Origin of the sequence: Zooshikella sp. RANM57 (assembly GCF_050749885.1) — a bacterium.
In the GTDB taxonomy this organism is placed as follows: domain Bacteria; phylum Pseudomonadota; class Gammaproteobacteria; order Pseudomonadales; family Zooshikellaceae; genus Zooshikella.
Map to the genome: position 1 here is coordinate 344084 of NZ_JBOIUB010000006.1, position 21987 is coordinate 366070.

The 21987-nt window shown below is 40.6% G+C and carries 20 protein-coding genes; 10 read left to right on the forward strand and 10 right to left on the reverse strand.

The window, feature by feature from the left end:
• Positions 1-33: 33 nt before the first annotated feature.
• From ACQ96U_RS14920 to rppH, 5 genes are all read right to left on the reverse strand, one after another.
• A complete protein-coding gene (locus ACQ96U_RS14920) occupies positions 34-867 on the reverse strand; it encodes a thymidylate synthase (RefSeq protein ID WP_431722070.1) in 834 nt (277 codons plus the stop codon).
• Positions 868-869: 2 nt separating this feature from the next.
• The gene (gene lgt / locus ACQ96U_RS14925; RefSeq protein ID WP_431722071.1) at positions 870-1724 is read right to left on the reverse strand and encodes a prolipoprotein diacylglyceryl transferase; all 855 of its coding nucleotides are present in this window, start codon (positions 1722-1724) and stop codon (positions 870-872) included.
• 81 nt (positions 1725-1805) lie between these two features.
• Positions 1806-2609, reverse strand: a complete 804-nt coding sequence (locus tag ACQ96U_RS14930) for a sulfite exporter TauE/SafE family protein (protein WP_431722072.1) — start codon at positions 2607-2609, stop codon at positions 1806-1808.
• A gap of 53 nt (positions 2610-2662) precedes the next feature.
• Positions 2663-4936 (reverse strand): phosphoenolpyruvate--protein phosphotransferase, encoded by a 2274-nt coding sequence (ptsP, locus tag ACQ96U_RS14935; protein ID WP_431722073.1) that lies wholly within the window; start codon positions 4934-4936, stop codon positions 2663-2665.
• 105 nt (positions 4937-5041) lie between these two features.
• Complete coding sequence (gene rppH / locus ACQ96U_RS14940; protein ID WP_431722074.1) at positions 5042-5566, reverse strand: RNA pyrophosphohydrolase; 525 nt, start codon at positions 5564-5566, stop codon at positions 5042-5044.
• 705 nt (positions 5567-6271) lie between these two features.
• Here rppH and napE point away from each other — a divergent pair.
• From napE to ACQ96U_RS14965, 5 genes are all read left to right on the forward strand, one after another.
• Positions 6272-6433: a periplasmic nitrate reductase, NapE protein gene (gene napE / locus ACQ96U_RS14945; RefSeq protein ID WP_431722075.1), complete on the forward strand. Its 162-nt coding sequence runs from the start codon at positions 6272-6274 to the stop codon at positions 6431-6433.
• An 80-nt stretch (positions 6434-6513) separates the two neighbouring features.
• Positions 6514-6792: a chaperone NapD gene (locus tag ACQ96U_RS14950; RefSeq protein ID WP_431722076.1), complete on the forward strand. Its 279-nt coding sequence runs from the start codon at positions 6514-6516 to the stop codon at positions 6790-6792.
• The gene (napA, locus tag ACQ96U_RS14955) at positions 6779-9274 is read left to right on the forward strand and encodes a nitrate reductase catalytic subunit NapA (protein WP_431722077.1); all 2496 of its coding nucleotides are present in this window, start codon (positions 6779-6781) and stop codon (positions 9272-9274) included. The genes ACQ96U_RS14950 and napA overlap by 14 nt, the downstream gene beginning before the upstream one ends.
• Positions 9275-9291: 17 nt before the next feature.
• Positions 9292-9741, forward strand: coding sequence for a nitrate reductase cytochrome c-type subunit (locus ACQ96U_RS14960; protein ID WP_431722078.1), 450 nt, complete (start codon positions 9292-9294; stop codon positions 9739-9741).
• A gap of 9 nt (positions 9742-9750) precedes the next feature.
• Complete coding sequence (locus ACQ96U_RS14965; protein WP_431722079.1) at positions 9751-10338, forward strand: cytochrome c3 family protein; 588 nt, start codon at positions 9751-9753, stop codon at positions 10336-10338.
• Positions 10339-10352: 14 nt separating this feature from the next.
• On the opposite strand, the gene mobA is transcribed toward ACQ96U_RS14965, so the two are convergent.
• Entirely contained in the window at positions 10353-10916 is a 564-nt protein-coding gene (mobA, locus tag ACQ96U_RS14970; protein ID WP_431722080.1) for a molybdenum cofactor guanylyltransferase, read from the reverse strand.
• Between the two features lie 77 nt (positions 10917-10993).
• Between mobA and ACQ96U_RS14975 the strand changes: the two genes are divergently transcribed.
• Positions 10994-11653, forward strand: coding sequence for an HAD family hydrolase (locus ACQ96U_RS14975; RefSeq protein WP_431722081.1), 660 nt, complete (start codon positions 10994-10996; stop codon positions 11651-11653).
• A 58-nt stretch (positions 11654-11711) separates the two neighbouring features.
• Here the strand turns inward: ACQ96U_RS14975 and ACQ96U_RS14980 are convergent, their stop codons facing one another.
• Positions 11712-12902 carry a class I SAM-dependent rRNA methyltransferase gene (locus ACQ96U_RS14980; RefSeq protein WP_431722082.1) on the reverse strand — a complete coding sequence of 397 codons (1191 nt, stop codon included), beginning with the start codon at positions 12900-12902 and terminating at the stop codon, positions 11712-11714.
• Between the two features lie 341 nt (positions 12903-13243).
• Between ACQ96U_RS14980 and ACQ96U_RS14985 the strand changes: the two genes are divergently transcribed.
• Complete coding sequence (locus tag ACQ96U_RS14985; protein WP_431722083.1) at positions 13244-13771, forward strand: glycine cleavage system protein R; 528 nt, start codon at positions 13244-13246, stop codon at positions 13769-13771.
• Positions 13772-13819: 48 nt separating this feature from the next.
• Here the strand turns inward: ACQ96U_RS14985 and ACQ96U_RS14990 are convergent, their stop codons facing one another.
• Both ACQ96U_RS14990 and ACQ96U_RS14995 read right to left on the reverse strand, forming a co-directional pair.
• Entirely contained in the window at positions 13820-14704 is an 885-nt protein-coding gene (locus ACQ96U_RS14990) for a TraB/GumN family protein (RefSeq protein WP_431722084.1), read from the reverse strand.
• Positions 14705-14851: 147 nt separating this feature from the next.
• Entirely contained in the window at positions 14852-15307 is a 456-nt protein-coding gene (locus tag ACQ96U_RS14995) for a hypothetical protein (protein WP_431722085.1), read from the reverse strand.
• An 842-nt stretch (positions 15308-16149) separates the two neighbouring features.
• On the opposite strand from ACQ96U_RS14995, the gene ACQ96U_RS15000 reads away from it, so the two are divergent.
• Both ACQ96U_RS15000 and ACQ96U_RS15005 read left to right on the forward strand, forming a co-directional pair.
• Positions 16150-16401, forward strand: coding sequence for a hypothetical protein (locus tag ACQ96U_RS15000; RefSeq protein WP_431722086.1), 252 nt, complete (start codon positions 16150-16152; stop codon positions 16399-16401).
• A 132-nt stretch (positions 16402-16533) separates the two neighbouring features.
• A complete protein-coding gene (locus ACQ96U_RS15005) occupies positions 16534-17274 on the forward strand; it encodes a L,D-transpeptidase family protein (RefSeq protein ID WP_431722087.1) in 741 nt (246 codons plus the stop codon).
• A gap of 72 nt (positions 17275-17346) precedes the next feature.
• Here ACQ96U_RS15005 and ACQ96U_RS15010 read toward each other — a convergent pair whose 3' ends face one another.
• The gene (locus ACQ96U_RS15010; protein ID WP_431722088.1) at positions 17347-19713 is read right to left on the reverse strand and encodes a phosphoketolase family protein; all 2367 of its coding nucleotides are present in this window, start codon (positions 19711-19713) and stop codon (positions 17347-17349) included.
• A 653-nt stretch (positions 19714-20366) separates the two neighbouring features.
• On the opposite strand from ACQ96U_RS15010, the gene ACQ96U_RS15015 reads away from it, so the two are divergent.
• A complete protein-coding gene (locus ACQ96U_RS15015) occupies positions 20367-21965 on the forward strand; it encodes a hypothetical protein (RefSeq protein ID WP_431722089.1) in 1599 nt (532 codons plus the stop codon).
• Positions 21966-21987: the final 22 nt, after the last annotated feature.

Here is a 21987-nt window from a genome sequence, read left to right on the forward strand (position 1 = left end):
AAAGCGAATCATTTGCATTACTATGCTTTTCTATTACACAGCAATTGGCGCCTTAATATGCGGGTGAAATTGGTAGTTTTCTAAAGAAAAATCTTCAAAGGTGAATGCAAATAAATCTTTAATATCTTGATTAATTCGCATTATTGGTAATGGCAGAGGGGTTCGCTCCAACTGCATTTTAGCCTGTTCCAAGTGATTAGCATATAAATGTGCATCACCTAATGTATGAACAAACTCACCAAGTTGCAAATCACATACCTGGGCGATCATCATGGTTAATAGTGCATAAGATGCAATATTAAAAGGTACACCAATAAAAATATCAGCACTTCTTTGATAAAGCTGGCACGACAGTTTTCCATCAGCAACATAGAACTGAAACAAACAGTGACAAGGTGGCAGTGCTTGTTTCCCAGTTGCTGCATTGTCTTTTGGTGATAACGACGTATCAGGTAATACCGTAGGATTCCAAGCGCTTACCACTAGTCGGCGAGAATTAGGATTATTTTTAATATCATAAATAAGCTGGCTAATCTGATCTACAACTTCACCATTAGCACCTTCCCAGGAACGCCACTGCTTACCATATACAGGGCCTAACTCTCCCTCATCTGTAGCCCATTCATTCCATATAGAGACACCATTTTCCTGCAAGTAGTGAATATTCGTATCACCTTTTAAAAACCATAACAGTTCGTGAATAATTGACCGCAGATGACATTTCTTGGTAGTTACCAAGGGAAATCCCTGTTGTAGATCAAACCGCATTTGATAGCCAAAAACACTGTAAGAGCCTGTCCCAGTCCGGTCATTTCTATAAACGCCATGCTCATACACATGTTGCATAAGGGCTAAATACTGTTTCATCTTTATTTCACCTGCTCATTAGCTACTGACGCATGATGTTGCATATACGTGCGGTCATCTGTATTCATTCCATCCACCAACGCACGGCAACGGTAAGCATAAACAATAAAAGCAATGCCTAAGATAATCATGGGCACTGTGAGTAACTGCCCCATCGTCAACCAATCAAACGCTATAAAACCCAAATGACTATCCGGTTCACGGAAAAACTCTACAGTAAAACGGGCTAGCCCATAACCTAACAAGAAGAGACCTGAAATGGCCACACGAGGTCTTGGCTTACGTGAATACCACCAGAGTACGATAAATAACAAAACCCCTTCTAAAGCGCCTTCATAAAGCATAGATGGGTGACGAGGTATCGAACCACCTTGAGGAAAAATCATTGCCCAGGATACATCAGTCACTCGACCATAGAGTTCACCATTAATAAAGTTACCGACTCTTCCTGCCGCTAACCCTAACGGCACCATGGGCGCAATAAAATCTGTCATTTGGAAAAATGATTTATTGATTTTTTTGCCATAAAAATACATCGCGATGAGTACGCCAAGTAACCCACCATGAAATGACATCCCGCCATCCCAAACCTTAAATACTTGCAACGGGTTCTCTAGCCAGGCATCAAAATGGTAAAACAACATAGAACCAATTCGTCCACCTAATATGACACCAAGTGCAATATAAAACAGTAGATCTGAAACCTGCTCCACCTGCCAAAGCCCATTTGACCGCTTGGCCCTATACGACATTAATGCCCAGCCCGCAGCAAAGCCAACTAAGTACATCAAACCATACCAATGTACTTTTAAAGGACCTAATTGGAGTGCTATAGGATCTATATCATGTACATACACAGTGTAATCCTTCTCCTCGTCATGAAGAATAATGAGTCATCCAGGCATTATAACGTGCTTAGCAGCTTGCTTCGATGGCTATTATGTGAACAGCAAAAAATCAATACCCACTACAAACAAAACAACAGCAAATGCCAGCTGCAGTTTATCTTCTGGTAATTGATGTGCAAACTTAGCACCGAGTTTTGCAAACCAGATACTCGTGGCATTGATGCCTAATAACGCAGGCCAATAGACATAACCTGTGGACCACTCTGGTAATCCTTGGTGTCCCCACCCATGCCAGCCATAACTTATCGCACCAACAGTCGCCAACGGGAAACTACAGGTTGCCGCAATCGCTACAGCTTGCTGCATAGATACATTATGCCAACGTAATGCGGGAACCGTCAGGGTTCCACCACCAATACCAAAAATGGCAGAGATTGAGCCGATCACTCCACCATAAGTAATCTGTCGTGAAAGCCCTGGCAATTGTCCTGCTACATGACCTGCAGAAGCCTTTGTTTTGCATATCAGCATCTGTACCGCCATAACCATAGCAAAAGCACCAAAAGCTCTTATTAACCATTCACCACCCAAAAATGTAGCAAGCCAGCCCCCCAAACCACTCCCCAATACAACCCCCATCACCAACCCAATAAACTGTCGCCAAGACAGTAAGCTTTGGCGTAAATGAGCAACCATTGAACTAGATGCAGTAACCGCTATAGACGCCAGTGAAGTGCCAATAGCCAAGTGGGTTACAACTGCTGGGGAAATATCTTGAAAGGAAAAACTGTACAAAAGTACGGGGACAATAATTAAACCACCACCAATGCCAAACAAGCCAGCCAATATACCCGCCAAGGCGCCCAAAGTAAGATAAAAGCTTAGTAATAACATGTTTTTGTAGAAACAGGATGAAAGGAGTAAAGCGTTGACGTTAAAGTGTGTTACTACGCTTTACTAGGTGTAATTATTTTTCCTAACCCTTTTTTACGTAAAGCCAGTTCAATCGTGCTACTAATCAAATGAGGGTTATCCATTTTCAGCACTGACTGTAAAAGTTCTTTGGCCCAACTAACAGAAATCTGCCGTAGTAACCATTTAACTTTAGGTAAATTAGTTGCGTTCATGGACAGCACATCAAACCCCATAGCCACTAACAGCAAGGAAGCGACAGGATCACCCGCCATTTCACCACATATACTCACAGGTTTACCAACACGATGCGTATCTCTCACAACAGCTTGTAGTGCAGTTAGTACTGCGGGATGAAACGAATGATAAAGCTCTGCTACCCGCGGGTTATTTCGATCAACCGCTAATAGATACTGGGTCAGGTCATTACTACCAATAGAAATAAAATCAACTCGACGCGCTAACTCTGTTACCTGATACACCGCAGCAGGCACTTCAATCATCACGCCTATAGGAGGTAATACGACATTCCCTCCCTCATTGACGACTTCACCATGAGCACGATGAATGAGATGTAAAGCATCATCCACTTCAGACACACTGGATATCATTGGCAACATAATGCGTAAATTATTTAACCCGACACTTGCCTTAAGCATGGCTCGAATCTGTACCAGGAAAATTTCAGGGTGATCCAGTGTGACTCTGATACCTCGCCAGCCTAAGAAAGGGTTATCCTCTTTAATTGGGAAGTATGATAGTGATTTATCACCACCAATATCTAACGTACGCATAGTCACAGGATTAGGTGCAAAGGCCTCAAGTTGACTGCGGTATATTTCCTGTTGTTCATTCTCACTAGGAAAGCGCTCACGAATCATAAACGGCACTTCTGTCCGGTAAAGCCCAACACCTTCGGCTCCCCGATCCAGTGAACGCATGACATCCGTGATAAGTCCTGTATTAACCCACAGGGGTATACGACAGTTATCCAATGAGACACAAGGTAAGTTTTTAAGGGACTCTAAACCCGCAATAAATAGCTTTTCTTCATCTACAACTTCTTGATAATAAGCCCTTAATTCATCTGAAGGACTTAAATAAACCCGTCCAACATTGCCATCTACAATCAGCTGTTTGCCATTCAATTGGGTATAAGGTAAATCCAACGCGCCCATAACCGTTGGTATCCCCATAGCCCGAGCCAAAATAGCAACATGAGAGTTCCCAGAACCTTGCACAGACACCAGGCCAACCAGTTTTTCCTTGGCAACTTCGCCCAGCATGACAGGTGTTAGCTCTTCACTGACCAGAATAGTTTGATCTGGATACTGGATGTTTATCGTCTGTTGTTCTTGAAGATAAGCTAGTACTCTACGCCCCAGATCCTTCACATCAACTGCACGTTCTCGTAAATAAGGATCTTCCATCATTTCAAAATTGCGTACATGCTCATCAATAACTCGCCGTAAAGCACCTTGAGCCCACTGACCTTGACGAATTAAATCACTCACTTCTGCACCCAGTGCATTATCATCAAGCATACGCAAGTAGACATCAAATAACGCCTGCTCTTCAGGACGAATATGATCAGCAAGTTTCGCGGACGTTTTACGCAAGTCATCTCTGACAGACTCAAGCGCATGTTGAAAATGCGCTAATTCAGCATCAATATCTTCGCAAGTTTGATCAGGAACACCACTTAAATAAGCAGGAGGTAAAACGGCCACAGCAACACCAATGGCTACCCCAGGTGCACCAGCAACCCCATTAAAGCGAGCTGTCTGTTTCAATTCTCCGACTTGAGAATAACTATCTTGCTTAATGGCACCTGTGGCTTCAGCATGGGCAATAACACCCGCTAACTGGGCAGACATCGTGACTAAGAAAGACTCTTCACTTTCTTCAAAACACCTACGTTCACGCTGCTGAACAACTAATACGCCTAAGATCTTTCGGTGGTGGATAATCGGTACGCCTAGAAAGGCATGGAAAGGCGCTTCTCCCGTTTCTTCCAAATAACGGTATTTAGGGTGAGAAGGTGCATCATCAAGGTTAATAGGTTCTTCACGTAAACCAACTTGGCCCACAAGTCCTTCAGAACGTCCAAGCCGAATGCCTATTGCTGACTTTTTCAGGCCTTCTGTCGCGCGTAAGGTATATTCACTGGTGTCTTGATCAAACAAGTAAACCGAACAGACTTCCGTGTTCATTGCTTTACGGACTTCAGCCACAATAATTGCCAACGCAGACTGCAAATCATGCGCTGCATTTACATCCTGAACAATCCTCCGCAATGTATTGAGCATCGTGTGTCAAATCCAGTTCATAATCAATCATGCCAAAAACCCAGATGGCACTTAAGATTTACATTGTTCTTCCACTTCACTGAGTGCAGTGAACGTTTACTTGTATCACTCCTGACTAACGCGGTAAAGTCGAGACGCCAGCTCTTTCATAGCCCGCCGGTACACTTCACGCTTAAAGGTAATCACCTGTCCTAGAGGATACCAGTAACTCACCCAGCGCCATGCATCAAACTCAGGGCTTTCTCCTTGAGAGACACACACTTTACTATCATCCACTAACAGCCTAAGTAAGTACCATTTTTGTTTCTGGCCAACACAAATGGGTATCGTATTATAGCGCACTAATCGTTTTGGTAAGCGATACCGCAGCCAACCTCGTGTGCAACCAATAATCCCTACATCCTCAGGCAACAAGCCTATCTCTTCATGTAGCTCACGATACATTGCTTGTTCAGGGGACTCCTCTGGGTTGATGCCACCTTGCGGAAATTGCCAAGCATCCTGCCCTCGCCGTCGAGCCCATAATACTTGTGCATCATTATTAATGAGGATAATCCCCACATTTGGCCTGAAACCATCAGGATCTATACCGCCTACGCCACATTGATTTTCGGGACGGCTCTCTACCATAGCCTGCATCGCAATATCGTGTATTTATCATCTGAGTCATTGTTCCACAAACCACTACCCTAGAGCAATTCTAATACGGGCTTCCGGCCCCCAGTAATTTGAGCCTTTACTCTAAGCATAACAAAAAGTTGTTCTGCAGCTTTAAACATCTCTTCAACAATATGCCACATCAAACAATAAACTAACGTACATATAAAACAGTTGTTTCGATCAGCAATGGTTGTTCCTTATAATTGTTACATTTCCTTGTACCAGACCTTACTTGCTACTGACATTTATTAACTTTAATCCTTCAGCTTAAAACAAGTATCACAGCATACATTATAAGCAGCAAATGTAGCCGTCATCACTAATACACCTTCATCTTCATGATGGTTAAAGACAACGAAATGAGAAAATCACATAATTTTGGAGAAGATGATCAATTATGAATCTTTTTTAATTTTTAATAAAAAATAAACTACAAACAAAAAGCACATACCCATTAATAGGTAATATTTATTCTTTATGGCGTTCTAATGTCATTATTTTTTTAAAGCCCAACAATCTATTTAAAAAATTTCTATAAATCAAAAGGCAACTTTATTCTTTCAGATATAGTCTTAACTGTACCTTACCTATATTTCCGGTACTAACAACTAAATTTAATCTCGTCCAAGGCTTACCACACTACAATAAATTCATCAGTAATAATTGGAGCGCCTTATGACAGACAATATCAAAAAGCAAAAACATGAAGAGCTCCTTCTTTTTTTATTTTTGACCGTTATTCTTGCCCCATTATTATCTGTCATTTTTGTAGGTGGCTTTGGTTTTATTGTTTGGATAAGTCAGATATTAACAGGTCCACCCGGCCCTCCTGGTTAACATGCCCTCTCTGAGCCACACACCCAATAACACGCCATAGTCAAGTACCTGTTTTCCCTAAAAAATAATGGAATGATTCCATGCCAAATGACTCCCATTTATTACCACACATTAGCAGCATCATTATTTACTGTCTTCCAGATAAGAATACACAAGTCATTCCTGCGCTTCAGTCACAGACAGGCACGGAAGTATATGGCACAGATGGACAAGGAAAAATTATTGCCTTGTTAGAATCGCCAGACTATTCAAGTTTAATGAACAGTCTAAAAATATTCAGCCATTTACCTTATGTTCTTTCCTGCCAATTGGTTTTTCATTACGCAGCTGACGAAGAGGTTGTCCATGAGTTTTTCTAGAAGAGCCTTCATTAAAGCACAAGCAGCCTTTGCCGCTGCTACTGCTGCAGGGCTGCCCATAACAGCAGAAACCAGTAATATTATTACCTCTGCTGAAAAAACCTCTTTGCACTGGAATAAAGCGCCATGTCGTTTTTGTGGCACTGGATGCAGTGTTCATGTAGCAACAAAAGATGGGCGAGTGGTAGCTACGCATGGCGATATTAAAAGCGAAGTCAACCGTGGATTAAATTGTGTCAAAGGCTATTTTCTTTCCAAAATTTTATACGGTGAAGACCGTCTAACCCAACCATTACTGCGTATGAGCAATGGAAAATACGATAAAAATGGTGAGTTTACGCCTGTGTCCTGGGAACAAGCCTTTACTGTAATGGCTGATAAATTTAAACAAGCACTCAACAAGAAAGGACCAACTTCCGTAGGTATGTTTGGATCAGGACAATGGACAGTCTGGGAAGGCTACGCTGGCGTAAAACTGATGAAAGCGGGCTTTCGCTCCAATAATATTGAACCCAATGCGCGCCACTGTATGGCAAGTGCTGTAGCCGGTTTTATGCGAACCTTTGGCGTTGATGAACCTATGGGGTGCTATGATGATCTTGAACATGCTGATGCATTTGTCCTTTGGGGATCTAATATGGCAGAAATGCACCCCATTCTTTGGACTCGGCTCACTGATCGACGTCTTAGTTATCCCCATGTAAAAGTCGCTGTATTATCAACCTATGAGCATCGCTGCTTTGAATTAGCCGATATTCCCATTATTTTTACGCCTCAAACAGACTTAGCCATTCTCAATTTCATTGCGCACTACATTATTAGTAATGATAAAATAAACCATGATTTTGTGAATAAACATGTTAATTTTCACTTAGGTAATCAGGATATTGGCTATGGACTTCGGCCTGAACATCCTCTACAAAAAAGTGCGGAATTTGCTGATAACCCTGGCGGCTCAAAACCCATTACCATTGATGAATTTGCTAAGTTCGTCAGTACCTACACTGCCGATTATGTTGCTAAATTATCAGGGGTTTCTGTCGAAAAACTAAACCAACTTGCCGAACTGTATGCTGATCCCAAAACAAAAGTCACCTCATTTTGGACGATGGGCTTTAATCAGCATACCCGAGGCGTATGGTGCAATAACCTTATTTATAATATTCATTTATTAACAGGTAAAATTGCTTCTCCTGGTAACAGCCCCTTTTCACTGACAGGACAACCCTCTGCTTGTGGTACTGCTCGTGAAGTCGGAACATTTTGTCATCGACTGCCCGCGGACATGGTGGTAAAAAACCCTGAACATAGAGCAATCGCAGAAAAAATATGGAAAATTCCCAATAACATTATCCCAGGAAAACCAGGTTTTCATGCCGTTGAACAAAATAGAATGTTAAAAGATAGTGTTATCAATGCTTATTGGATTCAAGTAAATAATAATCTTCAAGCTGCAGCCAACCTTAATCAGGAAGGCTATCCAGGTTATCGAAACCCTGATAATTTTATTGTTGTATCGGATGCTTATCCCACGGTTACAGCCCAAGCAGCTGATTTAATTTTACCCACTGCAATGTGGATTGAAAAAGAAGGTGCCTATGGTAATGCTGAGCGGCGTACACAGTTTTGGCATCAATTAGTTAAGGCACCAGGTGATGCTAAATCTGATTTATGGCAAATTGTTGAGTTCTCGAAATACTTTACTACAGATGAAGTATGGCCAGCCGATATCTTAGACAAAAATCCTAGTTATAAAAATAAAACATTATTTGACGTATTATTTAAAAATAGTCATGTGGATCAATATCCATTAAAAGATATAACCGAAGGCTATGATAATGATGAGTCTCAAGCATTTGGTTTTTACCTCCAAAAAGGGCTTTTTGAAGAATATGCAACCTTTGGTCGAGGCCATGGACATGACTTAGCAAGCTTTGAAGTTTACCATGAAACACGGGGTCTTCGATGGCCTGTGGTTGATGGTAAAGAGACCAAATGGCGTTACCGAGAGGGTTTTGACCCTTATGTCAAATCAGGACAAGATATTTATTTTTATGGTAAGCCTGATGGCAGAGCCATTATTTTTGCTTTGCCCTATGAACCGCCTGCAGAATCACCCGACAACGAATATGACTTGTGGCTATGTACCGGAAGAATACTGGAACACTGGCACTCAGGCTCAATGACCCAACGTGTACCCGAACTATATATGGCATTTCCTGATGCGGTTGTATACATGCATCCCGAAGATGCACGATCACGAGGTTTACGACGAGGAGACTCAGTTAAAGTAGTTTCCCGTCGAGGAGCCATCCAAACCCGGATAGAAACAAGGGGACGAAATAAACCACCTAAAGGTTTGGTTTTTGTTCCCTGGTTCGATGCCAGTCAGTTAATTAACAAAGTTACACTCGATGCCACTGATCCCATATCCAAGCAAACGGATTTCAAAAAGTGTGCAGTTAAAGTTGTCAAAGTATAGGCTAAGGGTGATTAACCATGAATAAAATTAGACTACTTTTTCCAGCACTATTATTAATCGCAATCGTTGTATTCGCTGAAGAAAACATTACAACATTGCGTCCTAATCAAACAATTACAGAAGAAGCAGACCCACCATCGATGGCAAATGTATTAAATACAGACATTCGTCAAGAACGTAACTACCCCATGCAACCCCCTATTATTCCCCATAAAATTCGTAACTATCAGGTAGACTTGAATACCAATAAATGTATGTCATGCCACAGTAGAGAGCGTACACAAGCATCACAAGCCCCCATGGTGAGTGTGACCCATTTTATGGATAGAGATGGAAACTTTAGGGCGGAAATATCACCACGACGCTATTTTTGCCAACAATGCCATGTCACACAATCAAACTCAACGCCTATGGTTAAAAACCTGTTTAAAGATATGTATGAAGTAATTGAAACCAATAAAAATTAAGGCATCATTGTGTGGAATAAAATTAAACACTATTGGAAACTCTTATGGCACCCCAGTATTCATTTTAGCCTGGGATTTCTGACAATCGGTGGCTTTATTGCTGGCATCATTTTTTGGGGCGGCTTTAATACAGCCATGGAGTTTACCAATACTGAAACATTTTGCATTGGCTGTCACGAAATGCGTGATAACGTTTATAACGAACTACAGAATACTATACATTTTACCAACCGATCAGGTGTTCGAGCAAAATGCTCAGACTGCCATGTACCACATGACTGGACCGATAAAATTGCGCGCAAAATGCAAGCCTCAAAAGAAGTGTGGGGTAAATTATTTGGCACAATTAATACCCGAGAAAAGTTTTTAAATAAACGCCGGGAGCTAGCAGAGCATGAATGGGCCAGACTAAAAGCAAACGACTCGTTAGAATGTAGAAATTGCCATAACTTTGATTATATGGACTTCACTGCCCAAAGCCAACGAGCCTCTCAACAGCATTCAACAGCACTCGCAAGTGGTGAAAAAACCTGTATTGATTGTCATAAGGGAATCGCTCACGAATTACCCGATATGTCAGGTGTAGAAGGCTGGTAAATACGTTTTTTTCTTCAGTTCAATTGCTGGCAAATAAACGTAAATTCTTCTGGCGTATTACAATTAAAAAAATACTCTTCATTTATCGCTGGTAACTGAATATATTGAAGTTCCATTAACATGGATTTTATTGATGCAGATTTTAAGCCTTGCATAGCATCGTTTAAATAATCTACAACTTCTTCAGTCAAAGACAATAACAAAGGTAAAGGATAACCCAAGTATACGACAGGTACATTATTTGGATTATTCGTTATCAACAGTTTATTCAGAACTTCTGGCTTAAGCAACGGCATATCGACAGGTATAACTAATAACCGCTTTCCTGGGTAACGCTTAGCAATAGCAAGAATTCCACCGAGCGGACCTCTTTTTGGATAGATGTCCTGTACACCTTGCTTACCACTGACAATTACCTCTCTCAGTGGCAGTGATGCCATCAGATTCTCCGCATGGGCCAGTAAATTTTTTCCACTGGGCAATACTAATTGCGCTTTATCCTGCTTCATGCGCGAAGATAAACCTCCTGCTAAAATAACCCCTATTGTTTCAGGGTAACCCCCTTCCCCTTCAAACATTGACTGATTCCCTCACATTTCGTTAACAAATGACTATAATGGCCTGCTAAGTTGTTTCCATAAAGTAGGTGAATATTGTGGCATTAGCACTTTTTGATCTTGACCATACCTTAATCAACGGTGATAGCGACCTGGCCTGGGGCGAATTCATGGTCGAACAAGGCATTGCAGACGCTAGCTTTCTGGATGCCCATGAAGCCTACTTTGATCAATACGTACAAGGTACTCTGGATATTGATGAGTTTTTAAATTTCGCACTTGAACCACTCGGCAAACATCCCAGGCAAGCGCTGGATAACTGGCACCAGTTATTTATGCAACAAAAAATTGAGCCTATGTTTCAACCCAAAGCTGAAGAATTACTCAACCATCATCGGCAACGAGGTGACATCTTAGTGATTATTACCGCTACCAATGCCTTTGTCACCACACCTATCGCCCAACGGCTTAATGTAGACCAGCTCATTGCGACTACACCAGAAGAAGTCAACCACGAATATACAGGGAAGCCCTTTGGTATACCGTGCTTTCAGGCAGGAAAAGTTAAGCGTTTACACGCCTGGCTGGAACAAACACAACATAGCCTGGCAGGCAGCTTCTTCTACAGCGACTCTCACAATGATTTACCTTTACTGGAAACAGTAGAGAATCCCGTTGTCGTTGACCCGGACCCACAGCTTAGTCAAGTAGCTGAACAACGTGGCTGGCCTGTTATCTCGCTTCGCGAAAACAGCTAAGTCGTGTTATACCCACTGGCGCGCACATGCTTTACCAGTGGGTATACCTTATAGCAGCTTAATATACGATGCGCGCAATAAAGGCTTTGAGATAGTCCGTCTCAGGTATAGCAGGTAGCACAGGATGGTCAGGCCCTTGATGCCCTTGTTCTAATATTTGTAAATGACGATCTAAGTGACGACTACTTTGACGTAATGTATCCAATAGTGTTTCCCGTTTTAGATGCATTGAGCAAGATGCTGACACCAAAATTCCGTCTCGCGTTAATAGACGCATGGCAAGCTCATTAATTCTTCGATAGGCTTGCTCACCTGCTGCTTGATCTTTTCGACGCTTTATAAATGCTGGAGGATCAATAATAATCACATCAAACTTTTCTTCTTCGTCCCGCAAATCCCGCAACGCATTAAATGCATCCGCTTTAATGGTATTAACACGTGTGTTTACATTATTCAGTGCCGCATTTTCTCTGACAAAATGCAACGCATGTTCTGATGCATCAATACACAGAGTTTCACTCGCACCTGCAACGGCTGACTGAATTCCCCAACCACCAACATAACTGAATACATCCAGTACCCGCTTATCTTTTACATAATTTAATACACGCTGACGATTCATTCGATGATCATAAAACCAACCTGTTTTCTGGCCATCAATAACTGGAGCCATAAAATAAGCATTATTTTCTATCAACTTAACCTGATTAGGCACATCTCCAGCACCAATTTCAGTATACTCATCTAACCCTTCTATTTGACGTACTTGTGAATCATTTTTGAACAGAATACCTTTAGGGTTAATCACCTGCTGTAGTGCTGCAATGATATCTTCTTTGATTGCTTCCATTCCCGCTGTTGCAATTTGTACAACAGCCACATCATCAAAGCGGTCAATAACTAAGCCAGGAAGATTATCGCTATCGCCAAACGCTAATCGATAAAAAGGTTTATCGAACATTCGATCTCGTAAAGACATCGCAACATTCAAACGATGAACTAACAGCGACTTATCCAGCTTGTATTGTATATCTCGACTAATAAGTCTCCCGCAGATCAGCGTATTCGGATTGATATAAGCAATACCTAAGGGTTTTCCTGCTGCATTTTCCACCACGACCTGTTCGCCTGGCTGAAACTGCCCTAAGGGAGTTACTTTTGTATCCACTTCATTGCTGAATATCCATATATGACCGGCACGTAACCGCCGATCAGCTTTTGCCTTTAAACGAACCAAACCTAGGGACATACAGTTGATCTCTTTTATGTATTAATGCAGTTGGCAACTCTGGTGATAACGTACACCTATTACGAAAACAGCTAACAATCACTATCACCTACCATCTTACGCCTTGTGGTGCACTTTCTGTAACAGAAGTGACTGTCATCAAACGTCAATGTCAACGACATAAGTGTTATAAAAACACAAACCTAGCGCAAGATTTTTTGTCATTTGCTGAATAGTAACCAAAGATAATAACAAAACTGTTGCTGTAATTGAAAAGCTAAGATAAGTTGTGATTAATTAATGCTCAAATGGGTATTTGTAAGGCTAATGAATTAGCAACTCATGTTATAGGGAGAAACATTATGGCTGAGGTGGTTATTACGCTACTAGCTCCTGATCGCCCAGGAATTATTGAAACAATTTCTCAAATTATAGCGGCTCACGAAGGTAATTGGTTAGATAGTAAACTATCGCTCTTTAATGGGCAGTTTGCAGGCATTGCCCATATTTATGTACCCAATAAGTTCCTCCCCTCATTGACTGAACAGTTTAACCAATTAACAGCTCAAAAAATTGCTATTCACCATGCAGTAATCGACCCAGCAAACACAGCCAGTGCTGAAGAAGAAATAACTTATACACTACACTTGCTGGGTAATGATCGGCCAGGTATTGTCAGAGATATCACCAAAATTTTGCTTGAGTTTAAAATAAATATTACTGACATACAGACAGAACACACCTCTGCGCCAATGTCTAACGATGCCATATTCAAAGCATCTGCAGTATTACGCGTCCCCCAAAGCGCCAATATTGATCTTATTAAGTCCAACTTAGAAAAACTTGCGAATGAACTCATTGTTGATGTAACACTGGATAATGAAAGTTAATCATAATTTTTATGATTAACTATTAATTTTTGAAAGACTAAAGATCTATTATAATCGCTCTACTTGCATACCCATTGAAGCTAATTCAGACAGTACACTTTGATCACCAATTAAATGCCCACTACCAATAACAATAAAATAGTGTTTTGGCTCTTTTAAGAGTGTGCTAATTTTTTTGGCCATTGTTCTATTACGCTGCCAGATAAATCGCTCAAAATAGGGTTTAGCCTTAGGTTCTGATAATAAAGGTTCTTTAATTAACAACAGTTCCAATTGCTTATCATCACCTTTTTTCCAGCTATCGACTAATGCTGCCAAGGCACTGTCCATTGTTTCTATACTGCGTAGTGTTTCACTCACTAGAGCATTTGCATCATCAAGCTCTAAAAAAAGACGTAGTTGTTCAACAAATGTTTCTAGACCAACTATTTCTTTTTTTCCTTGTGCGCGTTGAATAAAGTGCCTATCAATACCATCTTTGGCCTTATACCCCAGTTTTTGTATATATCTAGACATTATCTGCATCATTAACCAACCTGGCCTGGTATGCTCAACAGAGGTCAACGGCACATTTTCTTGTTGTAAATACTGTTTCAGCTTACTATAAACAGCGGCATCAAGGTGATCTTCTATTGTTTCTCCTTTAGGCAAACGCGTTTCTTTTGCTAGTATCTTAGCAATTTTTTTACTATCCAACGCTTCTGCATCAAGCTCTCCAACCAACACATCCGACTTTTCAAAAGCAGCCATTATCTCTTTACGTAATGGATAGAACGATTTATCAGCAAAATGAATCGTCCCTAAAACATGAGCAGACCCTACAGAACTTGTGACATGCCAAAACAACCCCTTATCTTCAGCAGACCAAAGAAAACCTGAACCAACTAACAATAATGCAGACAGCCCTACCTTTAAGGTATGTGAAAATTTCATAGAACACCTACACACTACATATTATGACTAATGTTACCGACTATCCTTACCTGATATGGACCAACCATTTCCTCTTAAATCAGTGAAACTATCTTTCATATACCTACAACGAAAGAGCAGAAAAGAATTCGATGTTATAAAGTGATTTTACTTTGATAAATACTCAGGCTTAACTTCAACTAACGAGGCAAGAACTTGATCTATTGTCCAGTTATTAGTGACCCAAATAACTAAAGCACTGCTAACGATAGCCTTCTCCCATGCAGGCAGTTTTGTTAACTCTTGTTGTTGATAATGTTCAACAATGAGAAGAACAGGCAAAAATCCTGCGTATTTTTGCTCACACTTACGATTAGTGCCTTCTAACTGTGCAATTGAACAACCAAAATACAACACAAACTGCCACGGCCCAATATTTTGCAAATATGGAGCGCCTGTTCCTCCAACAGCAGACCACACATTCTCAGCCTGAGCCTCAGTTAAAATAGTATGAGCAGGCATTGGCCGGCTCTGCCACACAGACATACCATAAAAATACAGCAAGTAAGGCAACATCAGGGTAACTATTAAGAAAAGCAACACCAAACGCTTGAGTAACTTCACTTCACCTCAACCCTTAACGATTGTGATTTAAGGGGTATTTTCAGAACTTGATTACAATGGCTAACTCACTGTTTTGTTCATAAAAGCAACAACATACCCTTCACGAAGGATATTAATCACTTTTTGAATATTAATAACCCCATTTCCTGTATTGACCCCCTCTAAAACAATCGTTATGGCAATAATATTGACGCTGTTATACAGCAAAGTCTTACAACAATCATATACATAACTTTACACAACTAAAATGATATTTCGTAGTTTACATTTAAAGTTTTAGTGAAATAATCAATGCATTACAAGCCTGCCTCTTGGCCGTCTAGCGCCAAATCGGCTAATCAAACTATTTGATTAGCCGGGTTTCTTTTTATTTCACCTTTTTAGTTTTTACAGAGAAATAATATAACCAGTCTTATTTATTATTAAGCAAACATTCACGTTTTATATGCTTAATAAAAGATATAGCGCACAACATAGCCAAAAAATAATGCACAATCCACATAAATTCTTTAAAAACATAAAGTTATCACTAATACTCCTCTGGGAACTTTTATTTTGATTGTTAGCCTTAGTACCTATGTTGAACAATAAATAGCGTGAACTAAGTTGAATTTGTATTTCTGGTAATCCTAAAACACATAAACAACTTGACTTATACTTATGATAAATGCCTTTTTTTATTCTTGATTGAGGCGCTTTTTCATTCATCATGAATAATTTTTTTACTGAACGCGATCAGAATAGTTAAGGCACTTAGATATTAAGTGCAATGATGATTTGTCCAAAAAGTCATTTGGAAGAAGTATATGTATATTGATAAACACTCAAAGCCAGTACATTACATGAATAGCAGATACCCTATTCTCAATTACCCTACTAGTGCAAATGATGATGTTTTACTTATGCATGAGATCACTGACAGTGAACGTTCTCTACTAGATGCAATGAACCAAGCTGTGCATTTATTACCCAAAGATACCTCCTTGCAGCAATGCCATGACGCAGTAACACGAGTAGGCTATTGCCATGGGCTGTCACGTTCACAAGCCATCGCATTTTGGACCAGAACCCAGTTTTTTATTTTTGAACCGTGATATAAGTCACAAAAATACATTACACTTATTAAGAGAACTGGTTAAAAATTCTGCTACGGCAAATGGGATGTGATTTACTCACCATGTTAATCATTTGCCAGCTATAAAATTTTCTTTGCGAAGGTAAGTGTAATGATAAAAGGCATTTTGGCGATTTTCTTAGCCTTAGCCATGTTGCTACCAATGGGTTATCGTTACGGAAGGAGTCTCTGGTATCCCTTTTATGTCAAAGTGGTTGGACAACGTACTGTTGAAGACGTCATCCATAAGTATGGATACAAAGCACAGTTACGTCTTAAACCATACTTCACTTCAGCCGGGCTCAATTTTCCTCCTCAAGAAATCAGCCTGCTCACTATTAAAGATCAACTGCAAATGGAGCTCTGGGCTAAACAGGACAATAACTGGCACTATGTCAGAACATATCCCCTATTAGCCAACAGTGGAACTAAAGGTCCAAAGCTCAAGCAAGGCGATAAACAAATCCCAGAAGGGTTATACAAAATAACGCTATTAAACCCAAATAGTCGTTTCCATCTATCAATGAAGCTCAATTACCCTAATAGATTTGATCAACAACAGGCTGTAACTGATGGTCGAACTCGACTAGGTGGTGATATTTTTATTCATGGTAAAGATGTATCTATAGGCTGTTTAGCCATTGGCGACCAAGCTATAGAAGAGCTATTTACCTTGGTACATAACATTGGTAAACAGCAGGTAAGTGTGGTGATTGCACCTTCTGACCCACGACTACAAGCGTTAAAGCCTCCAATTACTTCGCCAAGATGGACCAACAATCTTTATCAAAAAATAGCTAACGCATTTACGGACTACCATCACCCTGTAGTTTCCGCCAATCATTACCCCTGATATTTCATAGTGTCCCCATAAAAAAACCGCCCGAAGGCGGTTTTTTTATGTTCCACTAAAGCAGAAAAACGATTAACGTTGCCACTGCCAGTTATCAATCTCTTCTGGATCAATGCCATGCTTCAGAATATATTCCTTATGCTCAACCAGTCGTCTTAGCATTTCTGTAGTCACCGTTGCGTGTTCATCTTCATTGATAACGCCTTGCTGGAATGCTTTATAAGCTAAGTCGATGACCATATGATACCGGGATGTTCCATTTCTCACCCCCATATCAAATGGTGTAGTTGTTGAACCATTCTCTTCATAGCCTTTAATTCTGAAGCGTCTTGCTCCTGCATAGTTAAAGACCAACTTCTTAATGGTGTTTGGATAACCATGGAAGTTAAATACAACCCCTTTATCTTTCGTGAAGAACTCATCAAGTAGATGCGTTTTTTCTGCATATTTCAACGAGCCCAAACCACCTGAAGTTAACTCTGTAACACTGACAAAGCGTACTTTTACCTGTGGTAATCGCGCTCTGATTAACATCAATGCAGCCAAACACTCTTGAGTTACATAGTCACCACAACCTGCAAGTACTACATCAGGATCTACATCTGAGGCAAAATCCCAGGTCATAATACCTTCTTGAGCTTGCTGGCGAGCTTCTTCTAACGTTAACCAAACAGGTAATTCTTTTTTACCAGCAACGATAATATTTAGTTTATCTCGGTCAACAAAAGCCTGTTCCGTGTAAACCAACGTAGAATTAGCATCTGCAGGTAGATAAGCGGAAACAATCTTTGGATGTTTCTCCAACATAGACGCTAGCAATGAAGGGTTTTGATGCGAGTAGCCGTTATGATCCTGCCTTTCCAATAAAGAGGATAATACGACATTGCAAGAAGGTACTGGTTTACGGAAGTGTACGTCTTGTGATGCATGAATAAATTTGCAGTACTGATCTGCCATAGAGGCAATCACTTGTGCAAAAGACTCATACGTAGGGAACATACCAAAACGCCCAGTTACGGTATAACCATGCAGCATACCAAATAACAGGTTTTCAGAAAGCAGTTCGATCACCCGGCCTTCACGTGCAATATCTTTATCCCAAGCCTTAATTGGCCACTGCCAGCTACGATTGGTTACCTCAAATACTGCTTGCAGTTGATTTGAGTAAGTCTCATCTGGACTAAACACACGTAAGTTGGACTGAGCTTCGTTCAAACGAATGGCTTCGCGTAACCACTCACCCATTTTTAACATGGAGTAACCACGTTCACCACGAGGTACATCATGCCCATAAGCCAGTGTTGCTAAATCAGGTAATACTAAGTTTTCAAGCACCTCACCGCCATAAGACAGTTTCTGTCTACCCATCGCAAGCTCAGGTGAGGGAATTAATCCGAGAATTTCCTCATCAAACTCAATACGCTGATCATCACAAATACGGTACAGCTCATGAAAGTTATAACTGGCAAGCCACTCACCCAACAGTTTTAAGTGTTCTGGATTATCCGCACATTGATTAACAATGACTTGGTGAGAGTCACAATTACCTTCAAGTTTTTTACCATCTGCTTCTTTAGTGCCAGTCCAGCCTTTTGCTGTCTTCATTGCTATTAATGGCCAACGAGGACACTCAACATCTTCACCATCACGGGCACGCTGCTGAATATTGGCAATAAGGGCATAAGCTTCATCCATCGCTTTTGCCATTTGCTCATAAATATCCTCTTCTCGCTCATCATCCACAACGATCACATGATAGCCTAGCCCAGTAAATTCCTGAGTGATTTCTTCATTGGACATACGGCCCAAACGTGTTGGCCCAGAGATTTTATAGCCATTAATATGAAGTACTGGGAGGACAGCCCCACTCTCTTTAGGTGAAACCAGGCGGTTCGCATACCAGGATGCAGCAAGAGGCCCAGTTTCTGACTCACCATCACCCACCAGACAGACCGCAATAAGGTTAGGATTATCAAGTACTGCACCCCAAGCAACTGCAAGCGCATAACCTAATTCACCGCCTTCAAGAATTTGTCCTGGTGCTTCTGGATTTGCGTGAGAAGGGTAACCATAAGCTTGAGAGAACTTACGGCAAATATCCTTCATTCCATCTTCACTATATGGGATGACATCTGGATAGAAGTGGGATAGTGAACCTTCGATGAATAAGTTTGCTTGTACCGCAGGAAAGCCATGACCAGGGCCGATCAAACACATAAAGTCACGTTGGTGCTTCACAATGAGTCGGTTAACGTTCGCATATAAAAAGTTAATGCCAGGACATGTTCCCCAGTGACCTAATAACCGTGGTTTGATATCAGTATGCTGTAAGGGACGTTCTAAGAGCAGGTTATCTTTCAGATAAATCTGTGAAACAGAAAGATAGTTCGCAGCACGCACAAATTTCTTGAGCGCTTTTACTTCATTTTGCAAAGACATAACTAACCTCAGGCTATAACTACTACTTAAAGACTGATGGACTTTCAAAAAGACAGACAATGCAGTGCTATACCACACGTCACTGTGTGTGGATCAGTAACAATATCCAAACCTTGCTCTGCTGCTTTTCAGAGCTTATTGAATACAACATTGGCTGCCATGCTAGGGTAAGCCTCTATGCCTAAACACAGTTTTACCCAGCAAGAAAAAAGAAATTTACGGACTGATTTAAAAAAAGTGCGGAGTATTACACGTTGATAAAATAAGTGAATGACCCAAGTCAGTGTTTTAGAGAAGCCATTCTAAATTATATTGAGCGAGAGGACGTTTACGGAAGTAAACCTAACAAATTAACAGCCTTGAAAAGGCTGATGGTTAAATGCAATAAAGCTATTACTTCACAGTAATATAGGCTATAACATGAAGCCTATTTGCCGGAAAGACTACTAAGGACATCTCTAAAAAAATTCACAAAAAAACCCACTTGTTTACAGGATTAATACAAAACTAACATTAAAAAACAAATAATCAATTATTTTTTCCTATTCCGAGTAATACATCAGGTATACATAAAGCATTTTGCTATAATTTAAAAATCAATATACCCTGCATTCTGTGTATACCTTAAACGTCATTTAACTTGTTTCTATCACATGAAATCTGAGTTCGAATTCGAAAATACCCCGTATGAAATTGTTGTAAAAGGTATCCCCCTCACTCCTGGTTTTCAACCACGCTATTTTTCTAACGAAAGAGACATCAGCTTGTTTGTTGAGCATTTATTTGCTCAGTTCCCTAAAATTACAGAGCATTTACAACATTTCCCGCCCTTAAAACATTGTCATGATCATGAGCAATTAGCTAAAAGCCTCACACAATTATTAATTCGAGGAGACCTTTGCGTAGCCCGTAAAAGCTCGCTTTCTGTAGTTGCAACATTTCGCACAGATGAAGCACCTGATCCATCATTGCTTACTGGTGGAAGTGAGTTCATCGCTGCTACTGATCTTGGTGAAGCAAGTCAGAATCATTATAAACTTGTTATTGAAGTAGCAGGAATAAAACACTCAAATGTTCAGCGTATTCACTTATTTGCTAATCAACAACATGAATTGCCTTCAAGTGAGCAACCGCCAACCGAAAGCACATTAGACAGTGATAAATACCGCAGTTTAATTATTTTTAACCATATACCCAACCACCCTCGTCGTTTTGGCTTAAAAATACCCATGTATAAGGAACCGCCCTTATACTTGCCTCTGGCAGATAATGTACTACCCGTTCAAAGCAATACCGAACAGGATGAGTGGGACAATATCATTATTCCCATTAAACCTTTAGGGTTAATGAGTGCGGTTCAATGTCGGTCACACTCAGATCTCCTACCTGAAGGCTGGCTATACGTTTTTTGGCAAGGCAGATTATGGCGTGAGTTACAAAGTGTAAAAGGAGGAATGCTTAAAGATGTTCGAGTTCACTTTTACCGACAACAGTATTTTGCAAAATTTATAAAAACCGTCAATCCAGATCAACGTGAAGCAAGAGGTCGATGGCTGGAGACGCTCTGGATACCTTATCGTATTAAGGGGGAGTGCCAAACGAATGACGCAGGTATTGTTCTCATCTTCAGTCACCGTCAGTGGCCATGGGAAAAAATTCTTACTTACGAAAATAATCCTGACAAACTCTCTACCGAAGGCACCTCTCTGGCCGAACTCAATCACTATTCACAGGTTGCGCATTTTGATGCTATGAATGGTGCCATAGGGCCAATTACACAAGCGTTGTTAAATCAGGAAAAAACACCCTTAGAAATTAAACAAGGACTCAACGAGAAGTTCATTCCCCGCTTCGGTAAACATCGTCTTATTCTAGATAAATTTCGGGATAATAAAATTCCTGTTGTTTATCTCAATGTTGTTGAACAACGACTAGTACTTCACTTACAAACCACGGGGCTTACGAATAATTACTTTTCAGATCGTTACTTACTGCGTAGCAAAGACCCTCAGTGGCAACATACAACCACACCAAAGCTTGCTAACTGTCCTAAAGTACACCACCACCCTGAGTGGATTGAATTGATTTTTGATGACTTACCCATGAAAGGCTTATTTGATTTAATCTTAATACCTGCAGACGATCAACAAGTGCCGGCTTATATTTTTAGGAATAAACGTTTACAAGACTTGCTTGTGCTGAATTTACAGCAAACAACCTCTTTATTGGCCGATACCCATAACGCTGGGTAAACAACATAAAAAATCACATAGC

Bases quoted from the DNA above. Each gene is read 5' to 3' on its own strand.
- ACQ96U_RS14920 (WP_431722070.1), bottom strand. From the start codon at position 867: ATGAAACAGTATTTAGCCCTTATGCAACATGTGTATGAGCATGGCGTT.
- ACQ96U_RS14930 (WP_431722072.1), bottom strand. From the start codon at position 2,609: ATGTTATTACTAAGCTTTTATCTTACTTTGGGCGCCTTGGCGGGTATA.
- ptsP (WP_431722073.1), bottom strand. From the start codon at position 4,936: ATGCTCAATACATTGCGGAGGATTGTTCAGGATGTAAATGCAGCGCAT.
- rppH (WP_431722074.1), bottom strand. From the start codon at position 5,566: ATGGTAGAGAGCCGTCCCGAAAATCAATGTGGCGTAGGCGGTATAGAT.
- napE (WP_431722075.1), top strand. From the start codon at position 6,272: ATGACAGACAATATCAAAAAGCAAAAACATGAAGAGCTCCTTCTTTTT.
- ACQ96U_RS14950 (WP_431722076.1), top strand. From the start codon at position 6,514: ATGCCAAATGACTCCCATTTATTACCACACATTAGCAGCATCATTATT.
- napA (WP_431722077.1), top strand. From the start codon at position 6,779: ATGAGTTTTTCTAGAAGAGCCTTCATTAAAGCACAAGCAGCCTTTGCC.
- ACQ96U_RS14960 (WP_431722078.1), top strand. From the start codon at position 9,292: ATGAATAAAATTAGACTACTTTTTCCAGCACTATTATTAATCGCAATC.
- mobA (WP_431722080.1), bottom strand. From the start codon at position 10,916: ATGTTTGAAGGGGAAGGGGGTTACCCTGAAACAATAGGGGTTATTTTA.
- ACQ96U_RS14980 (WP_431722082.1), bottom strand. From the start codon at position 12,902: ATGTCCCTAGGTTTGGTTCGTTTAAAGGCAAAAGCTGATCGGCGGTTA.
- ACQ96U_RS14985 (WP_431722083.1), top strand. From the start codon at position 13,244: ATGGCTGAGGTGGTTATTACGCTACTAGCTCCTGATCGCCCAGGAATT.
- ACQ96U_RS14990 (WP_431722084.1), bottom strand. From the start codon at position 14,704: ATGAAATTTTCACATACCTTAAAGGTAGGGCTGTCTGCATTATTGTTA.
- ACQ96U_RS15000 (WP_431722086.1), top strand. From the start codon at position 16,150: ATGAATAGCAGATACCCTATTCTCAATTACCCTACTAGTGCAAATGAT.
- ACQ96U_RS15005 (WP_431722087.1), top strand. From the start codon at position 16,534: ATGATAAAAGGCATTTTGGCGATTTTCTTAGCCTTAGCCATGTTGCTA.
- ACQ96U_RS15010 (WP_431722088.1), bottom strand. From the start codon at position 19,713: ATGTCTTTGCAAAATGAAGTAAAAGCGCTCAAGAAATTTGTGCGTGCT.
- ACQ96U_RS15015 (WP_431722089.1), top strand. From the start codon at position 20,367: ATGAAATCTGAGTTCGAATTCGAAAATACCCCGTATGAAATTGTTGTA.